This is a genomic window from Cellulomonas sp. Marseille-Q8402 (assembly GCF_965119525.1).
The window spans coordinates 1055302-1076227 of record NZ_CBCPLX010000002.1; the positions used below are offsets into that span (position 1 = coordinate 1055302).

Annotated in this window: 16 protein-coding genes and 2 pseudogenes; 13 read left to right on the top strand and 5 right to left on the bottom strand. The window is 74.8% G+C overall.

Going from position 1 to position 20926, the window contains the following annotated elements; all coding sequences use genetic code 11:
* Positions 1 to 12 precede the first annotated feature (12 nt).
* Both ACWPWW_RS15805 and sdhC read right to left on the bottom strand, forming a co-directional pair.
* Positions 13 to 462 carry a succinate dehydrogenase hydrophobic membrane anchor subunit gene (locus ACWPWW_RS15805; protein WP_454051292.1) on the bottom strand — a complete coding sequence of 150 codons (450 nt, stop codon included), beginning with the start codon at positions 460 to 462 and terminating at the stop codon, positions 13 to 15.
* The gene (gene sdhC / locus ACWPWW_RS15810) at positions 462 to 887 is read right to left on the bottom strand and encodes a succinate dehydrogenase, cytochrome b556 subunit (RefSeq protein WP_454051293.1); all 426 of its coding nucleotides are present in this window, start codon (positions 885 to 887) and stop codon (positions 462 to 464) included. The genes ACWPWW_RS15805 and sdhC overlap by 1 nt, the downstream gene beginning before the upstream one ends.
* A 227-nt stretch (positions 888 to 1114) precedes the next feature.
* On the opposite strand from sdhC, the gene ACWPWW_RS15815 reads away from it, so the two are divergent.
* The 12 genes and pseudogenes from ACWPWW_RS15815 to deoC all read left to right on the top strand — a co-directional run bounded on the left by ACWPWW_RS15815 (position 1115) and on the right by deoC (position 14136).
* Positions 1115 to 2260, top strand: coding sequence for a mannose-1-phosphate guanylyltransferase (locus ACWPWW_RS15815; protein ID WP_454051294.1), 1146 nt, complete (start codon positions 1115 to 1117; stop codon positions 2258 to 2260).
* A gap of 27 nt (positions 2261 to 2287) precedes the next feature.
* Positions 2288 to 3484 (top strand): amidohydrolase, encoded by a 1197-nt coding sequence (locus ACWPWW_RS15820; RefSeq protein ID WP_454051295.1) that lies wholly within the window; start codon positions 2288 to 2290, stop codon positions 3482 to 3484.
* 263 nt (positions 3485 to 3747) lie between these two features.
* A complete protein-coding gene (locus ACWPWW_RS15825; protein ID WP_454051296.1) occupies positions 3748 to 4824 on the top strand; it encodes a BMP family lipoprotein in 1077 nt (358 codons plus the stop codon).
* 145 nt (positions 4825 to 4969) lie between these two features.
* On the top strand, positions 4970 to 6550 hold the full coding sequence (locus ACWPWW_RS15830; RefSeq protein ID WP_454051297.1) for an ABC transporter ATP-binding protein: 1581 nt from the start codon (positions 4970 to 4972) through the stop codon (positions 6548 to 6550).
* Between the two features lie 101 nt (positions 6551 to 6651).
* Positions 6652 to 7806, top strand: a pseudogene (locus tag ACWPWW_RS15835) (ABC transporter permease); the annotation flags it as partial.
* Positions 7807 to 8226: 420 nt separating this feature from the next.
* Positions 8227 to 9105 (top strand): annotated as a pseudogene (locus ACWPWW_RS15840) (ABC transporter permease); the annotation flags it as partial.
* Between the two features lie 82 nt (positions 9106 to 9187).
* The gene (locus ACWPWW_RS15845) at positions 9188 to 9598 is read left to right on the top strand and encodes a cytidine deaminase (RefSeq protein ID WP_454051298.1); all 411 of its coding nucleotides are present in this window, start codon (positions 9188 to 9190) and stop codon (positions 9596 to 9598) included.
* Positions 9595 to 10887: a thymidine phosphorylase gene (locus ACWPWW_RS15850; protein ID WP_454051299.1), complete on the top strand. Its 1293-nt coding sequence runs from the start codon at positions 9595 to 9597 to the stop codon at positions 10885 to 10887. Before ACWPWW_RS15845 ends, ACWPWW_RS15850 begins: the two co-directional genes overlap by 4 nt.
* A gap of 61 nt (positions 10888 to 10948) precedes the next feature.
* Positions 10949 to 11893, top strand: coding sequence for a hypothetical protein (locus ACWPWW_RS15855; protein ID WP_454051300.1), 945 nt, complete (start codon positions 10949 to 10951; stop codon positions 11891 to 11893).
* 102 nt (positions 11894 to 11995) lie between these two features.
* The gene (locus ACWPWW_RS15860) at positions 11996 to 12217 is read left to right on the top strand and encodes a hypothetical protein (protein ID WP_454051301.1); all 222 of its coding nucleotides are present in this window, start codon (positions 11996 to 11998) and stop codon (positions 12215 to 12217) included.
* Positions 12218 to 12361: 144 nt separating this feature from the next.
* Positions 12362 to 13465, top strand: coding sequence for an adenosine deaminase (locus tag ACWPWW_RS15865; RefSeq protein ID WP_454051302.1), 1104 nt, complete (start codon positions 12362 to 12364; stop codon positions 13463 to 13465).
* The gene (gene deoC, locus ACWPWW_RS15870) at positions 13462 to 14136 is read left to right on the top strand and encodes a deoxyribose-phosphate aldolase (protein WP_454051303.1); all 675 of its coding nucleotides are present in this window, start codon (positions 13462 to 13464) and stop codon (positions 14134 to 14136) included. The genes ACWPWW_RS15865 and deoC overlap by 4 nt, the downstream gene beginning before the upstream one ends.
* Positions 14137 to 14223: 87 nt before the next feature.
* On the opposite strand, the gene ACWPWW_RS15875 is transcribed toward deoC, so the two are convergent.
* Both ACWPWW_RS15875 and ACWPWW_RS15880 read right to left on the bottom strand, forming a co-directional pair.
* Positions 14224 to 16110: a phospho-sugar mutase gene (locus tag ACWPWW_RS15875; protein ID WP_454051304.1), complete on the bottom strand. Its 1887-nt coding sequence runs from the start codon at positions 16108 to 16110 to the stop codon at positions 14224 to 14226.
* Between the two features lie 82 nt (positions 16111 to 16192).
* Entirely contained in the window at positions 16193 to 17023 is an 831-nt protein-coding gene (locus ACWPWW_RS15880) for a purine-nucleoside phosphorylase (protein ID WP_454051305.1), read from the bottom strand.
* A 466-nt stretch (positions 17024 to 17489) separates the two neighbouring features.
* Between ACWPWW_RS15880 and ACWPWW_RS15885 the strand changes: the two genes are divergently transcribed.
* Positions 17490 to 18902, top strand: a complete 1413-nt coding sequence (locus ACWPWW_RS15885) for an NAD(P)H-quinone dehydrogenase (protein ID WP_454051306.1) — start codon at positions 17490 to 17492, stop codon at positions 18900 to 18902.
* A gap of 3 nt (positions 18903 to 18905) precedes the next feature.
* Here the strand turns inward: ACWPWW_RS15885 and ACWPWW_RS15890 are convergent, their stop codons facing one another.
* On the bottom strand, positions 18906 to 20891 hold the full coding sequence (locus ACWPWW_RS15890; protein WP_454051307.1) for an endonuclease/exonuclease/phosphatase family protein: 1986 nt from the start codon (positions 20889 to 20891) through the stop codon (positions 18906 to 18908).
* Positions 20892 to 20926 lie beyond the last annotated feature (35 nt).

Below are 20926 nucleotides of genomic sequence, written 5' to 3' on the forward strand. Positions count from 1 at the left end.
GTGCGGGGGGAGTCAGGCGGTGCAGAACGAGGGCAGCAGGTCCGCCGGGCTGTTCGGGGGGCACGGGTCGAACGTGAAGATCACCAGGGTGCCGAGCACGACGACGACCACGAACGACGTGTAGAGCGCGAGCTTCAGCACCAGCCGGGTGCCGTCCTTCTCCGCGTAGTCGTTGATGATCGTGCGGACGCCGTTGGTGCCGTGGATCATCGCGAGCCACAGCATCAGCAGGTCCCAGATCTGCCAGAACGGGGACGCCCACTTGCCGGCGACGAAGCCGAAGTCGATGGCGGTGATGCCGTCGCCGGCGACCAGGTTCACGAACAGGTGCCCGAAGATCAGCACGAGCAGGACGACGCCGGACGCCCGCATGAACACCCAGCCGTACAGCTCCCAGTTGCCGCGGGAGGTGCGGCGGCCGGGGCCGGCTGCGCGGGTGCGGGGGGCGGGGATCGTGGTCATCACTCGCCTCCGAAGACGTGCATGAGGTGGCGGGGGAGGAAGCCGGCCATCGTGACGACGAACAGGCCGAGGACGACCCAGAGCATCACGCGCTGGTACTTCGCGCCCTTGGACCAGAAGTCGACCAGCATGATCCGGATGCCGTTGAAGGCGTGGAACACGATGGCGGCGACCAGCCCGGCCTCGCCGAGCCCCATGATCGGGTTCTTGTAGGTGCCGATGACGGCGTCGTACGCCTCCGGCGACACCCGCACGAGCGAGGTGTCGAGGACGTGCACGAGCAGGAAGAAGAAGATGAGCACACCGGTGATGCGGTGGGCGACCCAGGACCACATGCCTTCGCGGCCGCGGTAGAGGGTGCCGCCGGGGATCCGCTTGGCCGTGGGGGCGGCGTCGTTGCGCGGTTCGGCTGGCGCAGTGGGCACGGAAGGCCTCCTGGCGAGTTCGGGCGGGACTGCTGTGTCCGGTCAGATCACTGTAGTGATGGTGCGCCGTGCCACCCGCCGGGGACGAACCGATCGGGGCTGATGTGATCAAGCGCACACGCGACCTGGGACTCTCGTCCCTGGTCTGCCTCGGGAACCGGCGACTTTCCCCGACCGGGTGACGGCGACGGGGCGGAGGCGCCCCGGGCGTCGGTACGCTGCCCGGCATGTCCGATTCTGCAGCCTCCGCGGCGGCCCTGCCCCTTCCCGGCTTCCACGCCGTCGTGCCCGCCGGCGGTGCCGGCACGCGGCTGTGGCCGCTGTCCCGCCAGGGAGCGCCCAAGTTCCTGCACGACCTGACCGGCACCGGCCGCACGCTGCTGCAGGCCACCGTCGACCGGCTGCTGCCGCTGACCGGCCGCGACGGCGTGCTCGTGGTCACCGGCGTCCGGCACGCGGAGGCCGTCGCCGGGCAGCTGCCGGAGCTGGGCCCGGACCAGGTGATCGCGGAGCCCTCGCCGCGCGACAGCATGGCCGCGATCGGCCTCGCCGCCGCGGTGCTCGCGGAGCGGCACGGCCCCGAGGTCGTGCTCGGCTCGTTCGCCGCGGACCACGTCATCGACGACCTGCCGCACTTCCACGCCGCCGTCACGGAGGGCGTCGCCGCGGCCCGCGAGGGCTATGTCGTGACCATCGGCATCGCCGCGACCGAGCCGTCGACGGCGTTCGGGTACGTGCGCGCCGCGGACGACCTCGGCGTGGCCGGGGCCCCGAGCGCGCGCCACGTCGCCGGGTTCACGGAGAAGCCGGACGCCGAGACCGCGGCCGCCTACCTCGCCACGGGCGACTACCGGTGGAACGCGGGCATGTTCCTGGTGCAGGCCGGCGTGCTCCTCGACCACCTCGCCGAGCAGCTGCCGCCGCTCGCCGCGGGCCTGCGCACCATCGCCGCCGCCTGGGACGACCCGGAGCGCCGGGACCAGGTGCTGGCCGAGGTGTGGCCGGGGCTGACCAAGATCGCGATCGACCACGCCATCGCCGAGCCGGTCGCGGCCGCGGGCGGCGTGGCCGTGGTGCCGGGCGACTTCACCTGGGACGACATCGGCGACTTCGCCTCGCTCGGCGCGCTGCTGCCCCCGGTCGACGTCGACGGCGCCAGCACGCTCGGCGACGAGGCCCTGGTGCAGCGGATCGACGCGCCGCGGGCCCTCGTGCTGCCGGGCGGCGGCCGCACGGTGACGGTCCTGGGCGTGCCGGACGCCGTCGTCGTGGACACCGCGGACGCGGTGCTCGTGACCACGCGCGCGCACGCGCAGGCCGTGAAGCAGGCGGTCGACGGCTGGCGCGGGCGCGGGCGCGACGACCTGCTGTGACGTGGGCGGGCGACTAGGGTCGGTCGGGTGATCGTCGAGGCCTCCCGCGTGACCCAGCTCGTCGCGACCCTGCAGCCGGAGCTGGTGGAGATCCGACGGGACATCCACGCGCACCCGGAGCTCGGCCGCACCGAGCAGCGCACCACGCGCCTCGTGGCCGACCGGCTGCGGCTGGCGGGGCTGACGCCGAAGCTGCTGCCCGGCACCGGCCTGACCTGCGACATCGGCCCGAGCACGGTCGAGACGGGCCGCCGGCGGATCGCCCTGCGGGCCGACATCGACGCGCTCCCGGTGCAGGAGACGACCGGGCTGCCGTTCGCGTCCACCGTGCACGGCGTCGCGCACGCGTGCGGCCACGACGTGCACACCACCGCGCTGCTCGGCGCGGGCCTGGTGCTCGCCGAGCTGCACGCGGCGGGGGAACTCCCGACCGGCGTCCGGCTGATCTTCCAGCCCGCGGAGGAGGTGCAGCCCGGCGGCGCGCTGGACGTGATGGCCGAGGGCGCGCTCGACGGCATCGGCCGGATCTTCGCGCTGCACTGCGACCCGAAGGTCGACGTCGGCCGGATCGGCTCGCGGATCGGCCCGATCACGTCCGCCTCCGACGAGATCACCGTGGTGCTCACCGGCCCCGGCGGGCACACGTCGCGGCCGCACCTCACCGCCGACCTCGTCTACGCGCTCGGCCAGGTGATCACCCAGGTGCCGGCCGTGCTCGGCCGGCGCCTCGACCCGCGGTCCGGCGTGAACCTCACGTGGGGCGCGGTGCAGGCCGGCTCGGCGCACAACGCCATCCCCGCGTCCGGCTCGGTGCGCGGCACGCTGCGCTGCCTGGACGTGCGGGCGTGGGAGCGGGCGTCGCAGGTGCTGCACGCGGCCGTCGACGAGGTGACGGCCCCCTACGGCGTCGAGGTCGAGGTCCGGCACCAGCGCGGCGTCCCCCCGGTGGAGAACGACGAGCGGGCGGTCGCGGTGCTCGAGGCCGCCGCCCGGGACGTGCTGGGAGAGGACGCGGTGCAGCTGACCGAGCAGTCCCTCGGCGGCGAGGACTTCGCCTGGTACCTGACCAAGGTGCCCGGCGCGATGGCCCGGCTCGGCACGCGCCGGCCCGGCGGCCGCACCTACGACATCCACCAGGGCGACCTGGTGGTGGACGAGTCCGCGATCGCGGCGGGTGCGGCGCTGCTGGCGCGGGCGGCGCTGCGGGTGGGCGCCACCGCCTGACCGTCCACCTGCCGCCGACCGGGTGACGGTCCTGAGCCGGTCGGGTGGGCCGGTCGGGTGAGCCGGGTCGGCCCGCGGGCCGGACCAATGTTCCAAGTCAGTAACGAAGGGGCCCCAGGGCGCCTGCGTAACACGGCCGACACCTGCGCGTGGCTAGTGTGCGAGCGAACACCGGACGGACCCGACCTGGCGGCCGCGCGCGACGGAGCGCGCGGCAGGGACGGGGCACCGGACCGGTCGACGACGAGAAGCAGGAGTGTCGCGTGAAGAAGATCATCCGTGTGGCCGCCCTCTCCGGGGCTGTCGCGCTCGCCCTCGCCGCCTGCGGCAGCGCGCCGGAGGAGTCGGACGACACCGCCGGCTCCGACACCGGGGCCTCCGACTTCAAGGCCTGCATGGTCTCCGACTCGGGCGGTTTCGAGGACAAGTCCTTCAACCAGTCCGGCGGCGAGGGCCTGGACCGCGCCGGCGAGGAGCTGGGTGTCGAGGTCGTCAAGGTCGAGTCGACCGCGGAGACCGACTTCACCCCGAACGTCGACTCGCTCGTCTCGCAGGACTGCAACCTGATCATCGGCGTCGGCTTCCTGCTCGCCGACGCGCTGACCACGGCGGCCGAGGCCAACCCGGACATCGAGTTCGCGCTCGTCGACTCCGGCTTCAACGCCGAGGGCCTGGAGAACGCCAAGCCGCTCCTGTTCAACACGCAGGAGGCCGCGTACCTCGCCGGCTACGTCGCCGCGGGCACCTCCGCCACGGGCACCGTCGCCACCTTCGGCGGCATCCAGCTCCCGTCGGTGTCGATCTTCATGGACGGCTTCGCCGACGGCGTCGCCAAGTTCAACGAGGACAACGGCGCCGCGGTCAAGGTCCTCGGCTGGGACAAGGAGGCCCAGACGGGCTCCTTCACCGGTGACTTCGAGAACCAGACCAACGGCCAGAACATCGCCAAGGGCTTCATCGACCAGGGCGCGGACGTCATCATGCCGGTCGCCGGCCCGGTCGGCCTGGGTGCCGCCGCCGCCGCGCAGGAGGCGGGCGACGTCTCCATCGTCGGCGTCGACGCGGACTGGTTCGAGACCTCGCCCGACTACTCCTCGATCGTCATGACCTCCGTCATGAAGGAGATCGGCCAGGCCGTGTTCGACACCGTGCAGGAGGCGTCCGAGGGCAACTTCACCTCGGAGCCCTACGTCGGCACCCTGGAGAACGAGGGCATCGGCATCGCGCCGTTCCACGACTTCGACTCGATCGTGACCGACGAGGTCAAGACGGCCGTCGAGGACCTCAAGGCGCAGATCATCGCGGGCGACCTCGTGGTGGAGTCCCCCAGCCAGAACTGACGCACCGCACCTCGGTGGCCCGGGCAGCTCGCCTGCCCGGGCCACCGGTGCGTTCTCACCCAGCGCCCGTGGGCGAGCGGCTGTCACCGGCCGCCCGATTTGCCTTAGTGTGCGCAGCGACGACCGATCGAAGGAGCAGGCCCACGTGAAGCTGGAGCTGCGCGGGATCACCAAGCGTTTCGGCGCCCTGGTGGCGAACGACCACATCGACCTCGTGGTCGAGCCCGGCGAGATCCACGCCCTGCTGGGCGAGAACGGCGCAGGCAAGAGCACGCTGATGAACGTGCTCTACGGGTTCTACGACCCGGACGACGGCGAAATCCTCGTCGACGACCGCCCCGTGACCTTCACCGGTCCGGGCGACGCGATGGCCGCGGGCATCGGCATGGTGCACCAGCACTTCATGCTCGTGCCGGTGTTCACCGTCGCCGAGAACGTCGTGCTGGGCTACGAGCCCGTCAAGGGCGGCGGCATGATCGACCTCGCGGCCGCGCGCCGCCGGGTCAAGGAGATCTCCGACCGGTTCGGGTTCGACGTCGACCCCGACGCCCTGGTCGAGGACCTCCCCGTGGGCGCCCAGCAGCGCGTCGAGATCATCAAGGCGCTGTCCCGCGACGCCAAGGTGCTGATCCTCGACGAGCCGACCGCGGTGCTCACCCCGCAGGAGACCGACGAGCTGATCGCGATCATGCGCCAGCTCAAGGCCGCGGGCACGTCCATCGTGTTCATCACCCACAAGCTCCGTGAGGTCCGCGCCGTCGCGGACCGGATCACGGTCATCCGCCGCGGCAAGGTCGTCGGCAGCGCGTGGCCCGACGCCGCCGAGACCGAGCTCGCCTCGCTCATGGTCGGCCGGTCCGTGTCGCTCGGCGTGGACCGCACCCCCGCGCAGGTGGGCGAGGTCGCCCTGCAGGTGCGGAACCTGTCGGTGCTGGACGAGGCCGGCGTGCGCCAGGTCGACGACGTGTCGTTCGACGTCGCGCGCGGCGAGATCGTCGCGGTCGCCGGCGTGCAGGGCAACGGCCAGACGGAGCTGACCGAGGTCATCCTCGGCCTGCAGCAGCCGGTGGCCGGGTCGGTCGTGCTCGACGGCACCGAGCTGGTCGGGCGCACGGTCAAGCAGGTGCTCGACGCGGGCGTCGGGTTCGTCCCGGAGGACCGCACGGAGGACGGCGTCGTCGCCGACTTCTCGGTCGCCGAGAACCTGATCCTCGACCTCTACGACCGCGAGCCGTTCTCCCGCGGCATCTCGCTCGACCCGCGCAAGGTCCAGGAGAACGCCGAGCGCCGGACGGTCGAGTTCGACGTCCGCACGCCCTCGGTCGACGCCCACGCGGGCACGCTCTCCGGCGGCAACCAGCAGAAGGTCGTCCTGGCCCGCGAGATGTCCCGCCCGCTGCGGCTGTTCATCGCGTCGCAGCCGACCCGCGGCCTGGACGTCGGCTCGATCGAGTTCGTGCACAAGCGGGTGGTGCAGGAGCGCGACTCCGGCACGCCCGTGATCATCGTGTCGACCGAGCTGGACGAGGTCCTCGCCCTGGCCGACCGGATCGTCGTCATGTACCGCGGCCGCATCGTCGGCACCGTGCCCGGCGGCACCGACCGCGACGTCCTCGGCCTGATGATGGCCGGCGTCCCGCAGGCCGAGGCCGTCCAGCAGGCCGCGACCCACCACACCGTGCTCGGCGAGGCCGACATCGAGGCCTCCGAGGAGGAGAGCAAGTGAGCCAGGCGACCCCCGCCCCCGAGCAGCCGCCGGCCGGGTCCACCGCGCCGGCGCGCCGCGACGACGGCATCGAGAGCCGCGCGCAGGGCGCGCTGCACGAGATGCTGACCAGCAACTGGTTGGTGACCCTCGCCGCGCTCGTGCTCGCGCTGGTCATCTCCGGGGTGCTGATCGCCGCGGCCGACGCCGCCGTCCAGGACGCCGCGGGGTACTTCTTCGCGCGGCCGATGGACTTCTTCTCCGCCGCGTGGGACGCCGTCTGGGGCGCGTACGTCGCGCTGTTCCAGGGTGCCGTGTTCGACCCGGGTGCCTCGACGTTCGCCCGCGCGGTCCGCCCGCTGACGGAGACCATGACCTGGTCAGTGCCGCTGATCCTGGCCGGGCTCGGCCTGGGCGTCGGCTTCCGCGCCGGCATGTTCAACATCGGTGCGCAGGGCCAGATCATCCTCGGCGCGGTGTTCGCCGGGTACATCGGCTTCGCGTGGAACCTCCCGCCGGTGCTGCACCTGCTGCTCGCGATCATCGGCGGCATCATCGGCGGCGGCCTGTGGGCCGGCATCGCGGGCTACCTCAAGGCCCGGACCGGCGCCAACGAGGTGATCGTGACGATCATGCTGAACAACATCGCGATCTACCTGGTCGGCTACCTGCTGACCACGTCGGCGTTCAAGCGGGAGGGCAGCAACAACCCGGTGTCCCCGCCCGTCACCGACAACGCGCTGTACCCGCTGCTGCTCGGCTCGCAGTTCCGGCTGCACCTCGGGTTCGTGGTGGCGGTGCTCGCCGCGGTGTTCGTGTGGTGGCTGATGAACCGGTCGACGATCGGCTTCGCGTTCCGCGCCGTCGGGTCCAACCCGAGCGCCGCGCGCACCGCCGGCATCAACGTCAACCGCATGTACCTGTGGGTCATGATCGTCGCCGGCGGCCTCGCCGGGATGGCGGGCACGGCCCAGGTGCTCGGCACGGAGAAGGTGCTGACGGCCGGCATCGCGGCCAGCTTCGGGTTCGACGCGATCACGGTCGCCCTGCTCGGCCGGTCCAAGCCGCTCGGGACGTTCTTCGCCGGCCTGCTGTTCGGCGCGCTGCGTGCCGGCGGCTTCGCGATGCAGGCCCGCACCGGCACGCCGATCGACATCGTGCTGGTCGTGCAGTCCCTCGTCGTGCTGTTCATCGCGGCGCCCCCGCTGGTGCGCGCGGTGTTCCGCCTCCCGTCCCCCCGCGGCCCCGGTGGTCAGCCCGCCGCTCGCCGCGCCCGTCGTCAAGGAGGCCGCCGCGTGAGCGCCGTCGCCGCCCCCGCCCCGGCCCGCCCCGCCGTGGGCAAGCCGCTGCCGCCGATCTCGTACAAGGCGCCGATCGCGTACGGCGCGGTCGCCGTCGTGGCGCTGCTGCTGTTCGGCATCCTGCCCGCGTCCGGCCGCCGGACGTCGTTCACGATGTTCGCGCCCGGGGAGAACATCGAGTTCTCGGTCCCGTCCAAGCTGACGGCGATCGTGCTCTGCCTCATCGCGCTCGGGCTCGCGGCCTGGTCGTTCCAGGCCGCCCGCACCCGCCGCAAGGTCGGGGTCTGGCTGCCCGCGGTGTACGCCGTGGCGCTGGTCTTCGCGCTGCTCACGTGGGCCGTCGCCGGCAAGGAGCAGCCGCTGCCGCTGACCAGCCTGCTGCAGGGCTCGCTGTTCCTCGCGGTGCCGCTGGTGTTCGGCGCCCTCGCCGGCCTGGTCAGCGAGCGGTCCGGCATCATCAACATCGCGATCGAGGGCCAGCTGCTCGCCGGCGCGTTCCTCGCCGCGGTGGTCGCCACGATCACCTCGAGCGCGTACGTCGGCCTGATCGCCGCGCCGATCGCGGGTGCGCTCGTCTCGGTGCTGCTGGTGCTGTTCGCGATCAAGTACGTCGTCGACCAGATCATCGTCGGCGTCGTGCTGAACGTGCTGGTCGTCGGGATCACGTCGTACCTGTTCTCCACCGTGCTGCGGGAGAACGCCGACACCCTCAACGCGCCCGAGCGCCTGCCCACGCTGCCGATCCCGCTGCTGTCCGAGATCCCGGTCATCGGCCCGGTGCTGTTCCGGCAGACGATCCTCGTGTACCTGATGTACGTCGTCGTGGTCGTGCTGCAGGTGCTCGTGTTCAAGAGCCGCTGGGGCCTGCGCCTGCGCGCGGTGGGCGAGCACCCGAAGGCCGCCGACACCGTCGGCATCAAGGTCAACCGCACCCGGGTGTGGAACACGATCCTCGGCGGTGCCATCGCCGGCCTCGGCGGTGCGTTCTTCACCGTCGCGAACGGCCTGGCGTTCGGCAAGGAGATGACCGGCGGGAAGGGCTTCATCGCGCTCGCCGCGATGATCCTCGGCCGGTGGAGCCCGAAGGGTGCGCTCGCCGCGGCCCTGCTGTTCGGGTTCGCCGACAACCTGCAGGTGGTGCTCGGCATCATCGGGACGCCGATCCCGAGCCAGATCATGCTGATGACCCCGTACATCGTGACGATCTTCGCCGTCGCGGGTCTCGTCGGGCGCGTGCGCGCACCCGCCGCGGAGGGCATCGCGTACGTCAAGTGACCGTCGACCGGCCGCCGACCCCGCGGGGTCGGCGGCCGTCGTGGTGGGTGGGGCCGGTCCGCGGCCCCGGAAGGAGCTGGACATGACGGAGACCCCGACGATCGACTGGGACGCCCTGCGGGCCGCCGCCACCGAGGTGATGCACCGCGCGTACGTCCCGTACTCGAAGTTCCCCGTCGGCGTCGCCGCGCTGGTGGACGACGGCCGCGTCGTGACCGGCTGCAACGTCGAGAACGCCTCGTACGGCCTGACCCTGTGCGCCGAGTGCGCGCTCGTGTCCGGCCTGCACGTGTCCGGCGGCGGACGCCTCGTGGCGTTCGCGTGCGTCGACGCCCACGGCAACGCCCTGATGCCGTGCGGCCGCTGCCGCCAGCTCCTGTGGGAGCACGGGGGCCCCGACCTGCTCGTCGACACGGTGAGCGGGATCAAGCCGATGACCGAGGTGCTGCCCGACGCGTTCGGGCCCGCCGACCTGGTCGAGAGGAAGTCATGAGCACCGAGCAGTTCGACGCCGTCGACGTCATCGTCGCCAAGCGCGACAAGCAGCGGCTGAGCGACGCCCAGATCGACTGGGTCGTCGACGCCTACACCCGCGGCGTCGTCGCCGAGGAGCAGATGAGCGCCCTGAACATGGCGATCCTGCTGAACGGGATGGACCGGGCGGAGATCTCCCGCTGGACCGCCGCGATGATCGCCTCCGGCGAGCGGATGGACTTCTCCGGCCTGCGCCGCCCGACCGCGGACAAGCACTCCACCGGCGGCGTCGGGGACAAGATCACGCTGCCGCTCGCGCCGCTGGTCGCCGTGTTCGACGTGGCGGTCCCGCAGCTGTCCGGCCGCGGCCTGGGCCACACGGGCGGCACGCTCGACAAGCTCGAGTCGATCCCCGGCTGGCGCGCCGCGCTGAGCAACGACGAGATGATGGCGCAGCTCGACGGCGTCGGCGCGGTCATCTGCCAGGCCGGCTCGGGCCTCGCGCCGGCCGACCGCAAGCTCTACGCACTGCGCGACGTCACCGGCACCGTCGAGGCGATCCCGCTGATCGCGTCCTCGATCATGAGCAAGAAGATCGCCGAGGGCACCGGCGCGCTGGTGCTCGACGTCAAGGTCGGCTCCGGCGCCTTCATGAAGGACCTGGACCGCGCCCGCGAGCTCGCCCGCACGATGGTCGACCTCGGCACCGACGCGGGTGTGAACACCGTCGCGCTGCTGACCGACATGTCGACGCCGCTCGGCCTGACCGCGGGCAACGCGCTCGAGGTCCGCGAGTCCGTCGAGGTGCTGGCCGGCGGCGGCCCGTCCGACGTCGTCGAGCTGACCGTCGCGCTGGCGGAGGAGATGCTGGCCGCGGCCGGCAAGCCGGGGCTGGACGTCCGCGCGGCGCTCCAGGACGGTCGGGCCATGGACGCCTGGCGCCGGATGATCCAGGCGCAGGGCGGCGACCCCGACGCGACGCTCCCGGTCGCCCGCCACACCGAGCAGGTGCTGGCCCCGGCCGACGGCGTGCTGACCCGGCTCGACGCGTACGCCGTCGGCATCGCGGCCTGGCGCCTCGGTGCGGGCCGCGCCCGCAAGGAGGACCCGGTGCAGGCCGGTGCCGGCGTCGAGATCCACGCGAAGCCGGGCGACACCGTGCGCGCGGGCCAGCCGCTGCTGACCCTGCACACGGACACCCCCGAGCGGTTCGGGCGCGCGCTCGAGGCGCTCGAGTACGGGTTCGGGGTCGCGAACCAGGCCGTCGAGCCGACCCCGCTGGTCCTGGACCGCATCGCCGCGCGCTGACCGCGCGGACGGCGCCGCGACGCGCGCGGGGATCATGGGGGTCGACGAGAGCGGGGCTGGCGTGGGCGGACAGCGGGGATGGCGGCGCGGGCAGCTGACGACGGTGCTGCGCGCCGTGCTGGGCAGGCAGGTGCCGCCGGCGCCCGAGCCGGCCCCGGCCCGGACCCGGCCGGCTCCGGCGACCGCGCGGTCGCTGCCGCCGGAGCTGCTCGACGGCCTGGACGCCCGGCGGCGCCACCAGGTGCTGGCGCCGCTCGACGTGGGCGTCGGCCGGACGCTGCGCTGGGGTTCCGCCGCGGCGAGGCAGGTCGACGGCACCACCTGCGGGGCGGCGGTCCTCGGGCTGCTCGCCGCCGCCGGCGACCCCCGGCTCGCGCTGTGGCTCGTGACGGGCCGGCTGCCGGACGGCCCGGTCCCGCCGGAGCTCGACGGGCTGGACCTGCCCGACCCGCCCGCGCCCGACCACCCCGACGCGCCCACGTGGTTCCGGACGCCGGACGGCCGCGCCGTGCACGCGTCCGCCACCGGCGAGCAGGCCGCGGCCGCCCGCTGGGGGCTGCTGCAGGCCGCGCTGCACCGGCAGAGCACCGCACGGGCGCTCGGCGGGCTGCTGCCGTGGCCGCGCGCGCTCGGGACGCCGCCGTGGGGTGCGGCCCGCCTGGCCCGGTTCCCCGGCGTGACGTACCGGTCGGTGCTCGTCGACGACACCCGGACCGCCGAGGTCGACGACCTGCTGGCGCGCGTGGACGCGGCCCTCGACCACGGCGTCCCCGTGCCGCTCTACTCGGGCGGCGACCTGGCCGGGGGCGTCGGCGCCGCGGTGCCGCGGCACGTCGTGCTGGCGGTCGGACGCACCGAGGACGGCTACCGCGTCTACGAGCCGGGCGCCGGCGCGGTGCTGCCCGTGCCGCGGTCGGCGCTGCGGTCGCCCTCCGGCCCGGTCCCGGGCCTCGGGAGCTGGACGCACCTGGCGTGGGCGCTGCTGCCCGTGGCGGCCCGCCGCTGACGTGGCGGCCCGCCGCTGACGTGGCGGCCCGCCGCTGACGTGGCGCGCGAGCGGGGACCGGGGGACGATGGACAGGTCCCACCGCCTGACAGGGAGCCGACCATGAGCACCGTGCCCGGAGACCGGACCTGGACCGACGCGGGCCTCGTCGAGCCCGCGCTGACCGACCTGCCCGAGGTCGCGCCGGACGACGAGCAGGACCCGCGCGACGACGCCTACACCCCCGACGAGCCGCGACCCGACCTGACCGGCGAGGCCGACCCGGTCGACGTGGCGGAGCAGGCGGCGCCCGTCCCCGACGACGACCGGGACGACTACCCCTGACCGTCCCGCGCCGCTCCGCGCCGTCACCGGGTGGACGGTCCGGACGGACACGCCGTCGGCGTGTCGGTCGCCACCGTCCACCCGGCGGGCGGCCGGGCGTCGCGCGATGCGGGGATCGCGGGGCCCGGCGATTACGGTGGGCCCATGACCGTGACCTTCGAGCAGATCGTCGCGCTGCCCAAGGTCCTGCTGCACGACCACCTGGACGGCGGCGTCCGCGCCGCCACGGTCGTCGACCTCGCCGCGCAGACCGGCCACGCGCTCCCCGCGACCGACCCCGAGGCGCTGGCCGCCTGGTTCCACGACCGGGCCGAGAGCGGCAGCCTCGAGGCCTACCTCGACACCTTCGTGCACACCACGGGCGTGCTGCAGTCCGCGGACGCCCTGCGCCGGGTGGCGCGCGAGGCCGTCGAGGACCTCGCCGCCGACGGCGTCGTGTACGCCGAGGAGCGGTTCGCCCCCGAGCTGCACCAGGCCGGCGGCCTGTCGCTGCAGCACGCCGTCGACGCCGTCCGCGAGGGGCTGGCCGAGGGCGAGGCGTCCGCCGCCGCGCAGGGCCGCACGATCCGCACCGGCCTGCTGCTGTGCGCGATGCGCCAGTCGGACCGCGCCGACGAGATCGCCGCCCTGGCACTGGCCAACCGCGACCGAGGCGTCGTCGGCTTCGACATCGCCGGGCCCGAGCACGGGTTCCCGGCGCACGCCCTCGGTGCCGCGTTCGCCCAGCTCCGCGCCGCCCGGTTCCCCGTGACGGTGCACGCCGGCGAGGCCGCGGGCCCGGAGTCCGTCGAGGGCGCCGTCGACGTCGGGGCGCTGCGCCTCGGCCACGGCATCCGGCTGATGGACGACGTCGCCGAGGTGCCCGATCCCGCCGCGGGCACCAGCTACCGGCTCGGCCGGCTCGCGCACTGGGTGCGGGACCGGCGGGTCGCGCTCGAGGTCTGCCCGACGTCCAACGTCCAGACCGGCGGCGCCGTCTCCGTCGCGAAGCACCCGGTGACGACCCTGCTGCGCCTCGGGTTCGCGGTGACCGTCAACACCGACAACCGCCTGCAGTCCCGCACCAGCCTGAGCCGCGAGCTGCACCAGCTCGTCACCGAGGCCGGCTGGACGCTCGACGACGTGCGCACGGTCACCGTGACCGCCGCCCGCCACGCGTTCGTCCACGAGGACGAGCGCCAGGACCTGATCGACCGGGTCATCCTGCCCGGCCACGCCCCGCACGGAACAGGAAGGCACCGCGCATGACCACGTCCCTGGACGCCGCCGGACTCGCGAAGTTCGTCGACCACACGCTGCTGAAGCCGGAGGCGACCGTCGCGGACGTCGAGGCGCTGATCGCGGAGGGCGTCGAGCTCGGCGTCTACTCGGTCTGCGTGTCCCCGTCGTTCCTGCCGCTGGACGCGAAGGGCCTCAAGGTCGCCACCGTGTGCGGCTTCCCCTCCGGCAAGCACCACAGCGACGTCAAGGCCGCCGAGGCCGCGCGCTCCGTCGCGGACGGCGCGGACGAGGTCGACATGGTCATCGACGTCGGTGCCGCCAAGGCCGGCCGGTTCGAGGCCGTGCAGGCCGACATCGCCGCCGTGCGCGCCGCCGCCCCGGCGCCGACCGTGCTCAAGGTCATCATCGAGTCGGCCGCGCTGACCGACCACGAGATCGTCGAGGTCTGCCGCGCCGCCGAGGCCGCGGGCGCCGACTTCGTGAAGACCTCCACGGGCTTCCACCCGGCCGGCGGCGCGTCCGTGCACGCCGTGGAGATCATGGCCGCGACCGTCGGCGGCCGGCTGGGCGTCAAGGCGTCCGGCGGCGTGCGCACGACCGCGGACGCGCTGGCGATGATCGAGGCCGGCGCGACCCGGCTCGGGCTGTCGGGCACCGCGGCGGTGCTCGGCGGGTTCGAGGCGGACGGCGGGTACTGAGCCGCCGGCACCCGGATCGGACCACGACGGCCCGGCACCCTCCTGCGAGGGTGCCGGGCCGTCGTCGTGCTCGGGCGTCCGGGGCAGTCAGAGCCCCAGCGCTGCCGCCACGTCCGCACGCACCCGGTCCAGCCGCTCCCGCGCCGCGGTCCGCGCCGCGCCGACGGTCTCCGCCGACGCGTGCTCCTCGACCGGCACGACGACCTCGAGGTAGCACTTCACCTTCGGCTCGGTGCCGGAGGGCCGCACGATGACCCGGGTGTCGTCCTGGGTGAGCAGCCGGATGCCGTCGGTGGGCGGCAGGCCGTCCCGGTCGGCGTCGGTGCCCGCGGCCAGGTCGACGACCTGCAGCACGGGGGAGCCGGCGAGCACGACGGGCGGGTGCTCGCGCAGCCGCTGCATCGTCTCCGGGATCTGCGACAGGTCGGTGAACCGGGCGGAGAGCTGGTCGGTCAGGTGCAGGCCGTGCTGCCGCGCGAGGTCGTCGAGGACGTCGACCGGGGTGCGGCCGGCGGCCTTGAGCCGGGCGGCGAGGCCGGCGAGCGTGAGGGCGGCGGAGATGCCGTCCTTGTCACGCACGAAACCGGGGTCGACGCAGTAGCCGAGCGCCTCCTCGTAGCCGAACACGAGGCCGTCGACGCGGGAGATCCACTTGAACCCGGTGAGGGTCTGCGCGTGCCGCAGCCCGGCGCCCGCGGCGATCCGGGACAGCAGGCGCGAGGACACGATCGAGTTGGCGAGCACCGGGGCGTCGTCGGCGACGCCGGCACCCGCGGTGCCGAACCGCTCCGCGACGACGCTGCCCAGCAGCGCGCCGGTCTCGTCGCCGTGCAGCATCCGCCAGCCCTCGGCGGCGGCCGACTCGGTGCCGCGGTAGGACCGGGCCCGGGCGTCGACGACGGCCGCGGCGCACCGGTCGGCGTCGGGGTCGAGGGCGATGACGAGGTCCGCCCGGACGGACCCGGCGAGTGCGACCGCCAGGTCGATCGCGCCGGGCTCCTCCGGGTTGGGGAACGCGACGGTCGGGAAGTCGGGGTCGGGCTCGGCCTGCTCCAGCACCAGGTGCACGTCGGTGAACCCGGCCTCGGCGAGCACGCGCTGCGCGGTCGCGCCGCCGACCCCGTGCATCGGGGTCAGCACGATGCGCAGGTCGCCGTGGGCGCGGCGGGTCTCCCAGTCCAGGACGGCGAGCTCGCCGACCTGGGCGACGTAGGCGTCGGCGATCTCCGGTCCGGCGCTGGTCCAGCCGGACGCGGCGCGGGGCACCGCGGCGACGGACGGCACGCGCGCGATCTCGGCGGCGATGGCGCCGTCCATCGGCGGGACGATCTGCGCGCCCTGGCCCGAGTCGGTGACGACGCGGCCGCCCAGGTAGACCTTGTAGCCGTTGTCCTGCGGCGGGTTGTGGCTGGCGGTGACCATGACGCCGGCGTCGGCGTCCAGGTGCCGCACCGCGAACGCGAGCACCGGCGTCGGCAGGTACGGCGGCAGCATGACCACGTCGATGCCGACGGCGGTCAGCACGGCGGCGGTGTCCCGCGCGAAGTCGAGCGAGCCGTGCCGGGCGTCGTGCCCGACGACGACGCGCGGCGCCGGGCTGACGCCCTCGAGCTCGCCGAGCAGGTACGCGCCGAGGCCGGAGGCGGCCCGGATGACGACGGCGCGGTTCATCCGGTGCGGGCCTCCGCCGACGGCGCCGCGCAGGCCGGCGGTGCCGAACTGCAGCAGGCCCTGGAACCGGTCGGCCAGGTCGTCGCGCGCCTCGCGCACCTGCGAGGCGGCGTACTGCTGCTCGAGCGAGGTCGTGTCCGGGTCGGCGGACGTCGGGCCCGACTCCGCGCGGTCCAGCAGCTCGGTGAGCTCGGCCGCGGTGCGCGGGTCGGGGTCGTCGGCGATCCAGGTGCGGACCTGCTCGGCCAGGGCCGGCCAGGCGTCCTCCGCGGTCCGGTCCGCCTGCTCCGTGCGCTCGCTCATCGACTCGTCCTCTTCCTCCGGGGCGTCCCGCCCCGACCTCGCTGCGTGGTGCTGGTGCGGCCCGGGGGCCGCCGGTGGTGCGTCAGATGCGCCCGACGATGTCGGCGAGCAGCCGGCTGATCCGCGGGCCGGCGGCGCGGCCGGCCTCGAGGACCTCCTCGTGGGACAGCGGCTCGTCGCCGACGCCCGCGGCGAGGTTGGTCACCAGCGAGATGCCGAGCACGTCCATGCCGACGTGCCGCGCCGCGATCGCCTCGATGGTGGTCGACATCCCGACCAGGTCGCCGCCGATGATCCCGGCCATCCTCACCTCGGCCGGGGTCTCGTAGTGCGGGCCGCGGAACTGCACGTACACGCCCTCGTCCAGGGAGCCGTCGACCTCGCGGGCGACGTCGCGCAGGCGCGAGGCGTACAGGTCGGTGAGGTCGACGAACGTCGCGCCCTCCAGCGGGGACACGGTCGTCAGGTTGATGTGGTCGCGGATCAGCACCGGGGTGCCGGGCGCCCACGCGGGGTTGAGGCCGCCGCAGCCGTTGGTGAGCACGACGGTCGAGCAGCCGGCCGCCGCGGCGGTGCGGACGCCGTGCACGACGCGGCGCACGCCCTTGCCCTCGTAGAGGTGGGTGCGCGAGCCGAGCACGAGCGCGTGCTTGCCGGTCGCCGCGATCCTGATCGAGCGGATGGTGCCGACGTGGCCGACGACGGCCGGGGCCGCGAAGCCCGGCACGTCGGGCGCCTCGATCTCGGCGACGGTCTCGCCCAGCAGGTCGGCGGCGCCGCCCCAGCCGGAGCCGAGCACCAGCGCGACGTCGTGCTGCTCGACCCCGGTCACCTCCGCGAGGTAGGCGGCGGCGTCGGCCGCGACGGCCAGCGGGTCGGTGGTCGGGTCGTCGAGTCGGGCGTCGTCGGCCATGCGGGATGCTCCTCCTGGGGGCGCGGCTGGTGCGGTGCTCGTGCGTGCTGGTGCGGTGCTGCGTCCGCACGCCGGGACGTGCGCGCCGCAGCAGTCGAGCGTACCGGCCGGGAGCCGCGCCGGTCCTCCCCGGAGGTCCCGCCCGACGCGGGCCCCTCCGGGCGCCCGGTCCGCCGCGATGACAGCTCCCGCCTGCGCGGGAACCCCCGGCGGCAGGCGGGACGTGCCATCTCGGCGACGACGGTCCGCGGCGCGCGGGGCGCGGCGGGGTCGCGGGAGCGGCCGGAGACGGGAAGATGGTCCCTGTGACGCAGCCGACCCCCACGCCCGCGCCCGCCGACCCCGCAGCGACCGACGCCTCGCCCGCGCCGGACGCCGCCGCCTCCGCGGCGCCCGGACCCGCAGCCCCGGCGCCCGCGACCGCCGCACCCCCGGCGGCCTGCCCGACCGCCCCGCGCCGCACGTCGTGGTCGTCGGCGGCGGTCCCGGCGGCTACGAGGCCGCGCTGGTGGCCCGCCGCCTCGGCGCCGACGTGACGGTGGTGGAGCGCGCGGGCCTCGGCGGCGCCGCGGTGCTCACCGACGTCGTCCCGTCCAAGACCCTGATCGCCACGGCCGAGTGGATGACGATCGCCGAGCGCGCGCCCGACCTCGGGATCCGCCTCGACGTGCCCGCCGGCCCGGCCGACACCGACGACCCGGGCACGGACACGGGCCGCCGCCGCCGGCACAGCATCGACATGGCCGTGGTCAACGAGCGGGTGCGGGAGCTCGCGCTCGCCCAGTCGCGCGACATCCACACCCGCCTGGAGCGCGAGGGCGTGCAGGTCCTGATCGGCCACGGCCGCCTGGACGGCCCGGACCGGGTCGTCGTGACGGGTGACGAGGGCGAGCAGACGCTGTCCGCCGACGTGGTCCTGCTCGCGACCGGCGCGACCCCCCGCACGCTGCCGGACGCCCAGCCGGACGGCGAGCGCATCCTCACGTGGACGCAGCTCTACCACCTGGCCGAGCTGCCGGAGCGGCTGATCGTCGTCGGCTCGGGCGTGACCGGCGCCGAGTTCGCGGGCGCGTACGTCTCGCTCGGCTCGCAGGTGGTGCTGGTCTCGAGCCGCGACCGGGTGCTGCCCGGCGAGGACGCCGACGCCGCCACGATGCTCGAGGAGGTGTTCCGGACCCGCGGCATGGAGGTGGTCGGGCGCTCGCGGGCGCAGTCGGCGCGCCGCACGGAGGACGGCGTCGTGGTGACGCTCGCCGACGGCCGCGAGATCCACGGCTCGCACGTGCTGCTGGCGGTCGGCTCCATCCCGAGCACCACGGACCTCGGCCTGGCCGAGTCGGGCGTGCGCACGACGCCGTCCGGGCACATCGAGGTGGACCGGGTGTCCCGGACCTCCGCGCGCGGCGTGTACGCGGCGGGCGACGTGACCGGCGTGCTCCCGCTGGCGTCGGTCGCGGCGATGCAGGGCCGGATCGCGATGTCGCACGCGCTCGGTGACGCGGTCGCGCCGCTGAAGCTGCGCGGCGTGGCGGCGAACATCTTCACGGCGCCGGAGATCGCCACGGTCGGCCTGAGCGAGCAGGCGCTCGAGGAGCGCAGCGCGCACTACGTCACGCACACGCTGCCGCTGGCCCGGAACCCGCGCGCCAAGATGCTCGGCGTCCGGGACGGGTTCGTGAAGCTGTTCGCCCACTCCACGGCGGGCACGGTGCTCGGCGGCGTGGTGGTGGCGCCGCGGGCGTCGGAGCTCATCTTCCCGATCACCCTGGCGGTCTCGCACAGCCTGACGGTCGACGACGTGGCCAGCGCGTTCACGGTGTACCCGTCGCTGTCCGGCTCGATCGCCGAGGTCGCGCGGGTCCTGCACCACACCGAGTAGGGCTCAGCCCCCGACGCGCACCGTGGTCACCACCGCGAGGTGGTCGGAGGAGTCGTCGGCGAGCACGCGCGCGTCCTCGAACGTCACCCCGCGCCCGAGCACCCAGTCGATCCGCACGGCCGGCTGGTTGCTCGGGTGCGTGAGCGCGCCCTCGGCGCCGGCGGTGTCCATCGCGCTGGTCCAGCCGGTCGCGCCCAGCGACTCGAGCTCGGGGGAGCCCGGCTCGGCGTTGAGGTCGCCCGCGAGCACCGACGGCCCGTCGGCGGGCAGCGCGGCGTCGAGCGCGGCGAGCTGGTCCAGCCGGGTCGCCGTGTTCGCGTCGCGGTGCTGCAGGTGCACGGACGTGACCCGCAGCGGCGTGCCGTCGGGGCCGTCGACGAGCGCGGTCAGCGCCGAGCGCGCCTGCGGGCCCGCGCCGTACGGCAGCGCAACGACCTCGACGTCGGTCAGCGGGGTGCGGGACAGCAGGACGTTGCCGAACTGCCGGTCCGCGGCCGGCGCGAACGCCACGTGCATGCCGAGCCGGTGCCCGAGCCAGGTCGCCATGTCGGCGCCGCCGCCCAGGACCCAGCCGCGGGACACCTCCTGCAGCGCGACGACGTCGGGGCCCTGCGCCTCGATCGTGCGGGCGATCTGCTCGAGGTCGACGGCGGTGTCCGCGGCGACGCCGTAGTGCAGGTTCCAGTCCACGACGACGAACGCGCCGGGGTCCCGGTCGACGGCGGCGGCCGGGGCGCCGAGCAGCCACGACGCCCAGCCGACGAGCAGCAGCGCCACCGACGGCAGGACCAGGAACCGCAGCGCGTTGGCCCGCAGCGGCGGCGCGGGCTCGCCGGTGGCCGACGCGGCGTCGTCCGCGGACGGCGCCGCGGGGCTGCGGCGCCGCAGCCCGCCGGTCGCGAGCAGCGCCGCCGCGAGCACCACCACCCAGGCGTTGTCGACGCCGAGCGGCACGTCGTAGTCGAGCAGGTAGAGCAGCAGCACGACGACGAGCCCGAGGCCGGCGCCGGCGGTGGCGACGGCCGTGCGGCGCACCCCGGGCGGCGCGGGCCGGCGGGTCTTCAGCGCGACGACGAGGACGATGCCCGTGGCCACCTCGGCCAGCACCAGCGCGACCAGCGCGACGACGCCCGAGGTCAGCAGCGCGACCGCCACCGTGACGGGCAGCAGCACCGCGGCGACCGCCCGCACCGGGCGCGACATCAGCCGGGGCACCAGCAGCAGCCACGCGGTGAGAGCGGCCGCGAGCACGACGGCCGTCCCCGCGACGAGCAGCGGGAGGCCGGACTGGGACGCGGCGAACGCCGGGTTCGCCAGCACCATGACCACCAGGGCCAGCGCGGGGCCGAGCACCCAGGTGCGGCGCGGGCGTCCGTCGGGGTCCTCGCGCCGCGCGACCACCGCGACCGCGACGGTGAGCAGCACGAGTGCCACCGCGACCGTGGCGCCGACGGCGCCGCCGTGCCACAGCGGGTCCCACGTGCCGAGCGCGAGCTGGAGGGCGGCCGACAGGCCGATGCCGAGCGTCAGCCCGAGGGCCGCCTGCCGTCCGCCGCCGGCCCGGCCGGCCACGAGCGTCGCGGTGAGCACGAGCGTCGCCACCGCGAGGGACGCGGTGACGAGCCCGGCGACGAACCGGGCCTCGTCGTGCACCAGCTGCGTGACCAGGCGGGCGGCGCCGAGCGCGACGACGGCGACCAGCACCGTGCGGCCGGAGGCGGTCCCCGCGGCACGGCGACCGGTGCCGAGCAGGGCGAGCGCGGCCAGGAGGCCCGCGCCGACGAACGTCACGAGCGCCGTGAGGGCCACCACCACCGTCCCGACCGCGAACGCCCGGTCCAGCACCGGCCCGGCGGCGCGCACGGCGTCCACCGTGAGCACCGTGACCAGCGCCAGCAGGGAGACGCGCGTGGCGACGCCGGCGTCCGGGGGGAGCGGCCCGGCGGCCGGTGCCGGCGCCGTCGGGACCGGGGCCTGGGGGACGCTCATCCGCACAACCTATTGCGGGGCGACCTGCGGGGGCG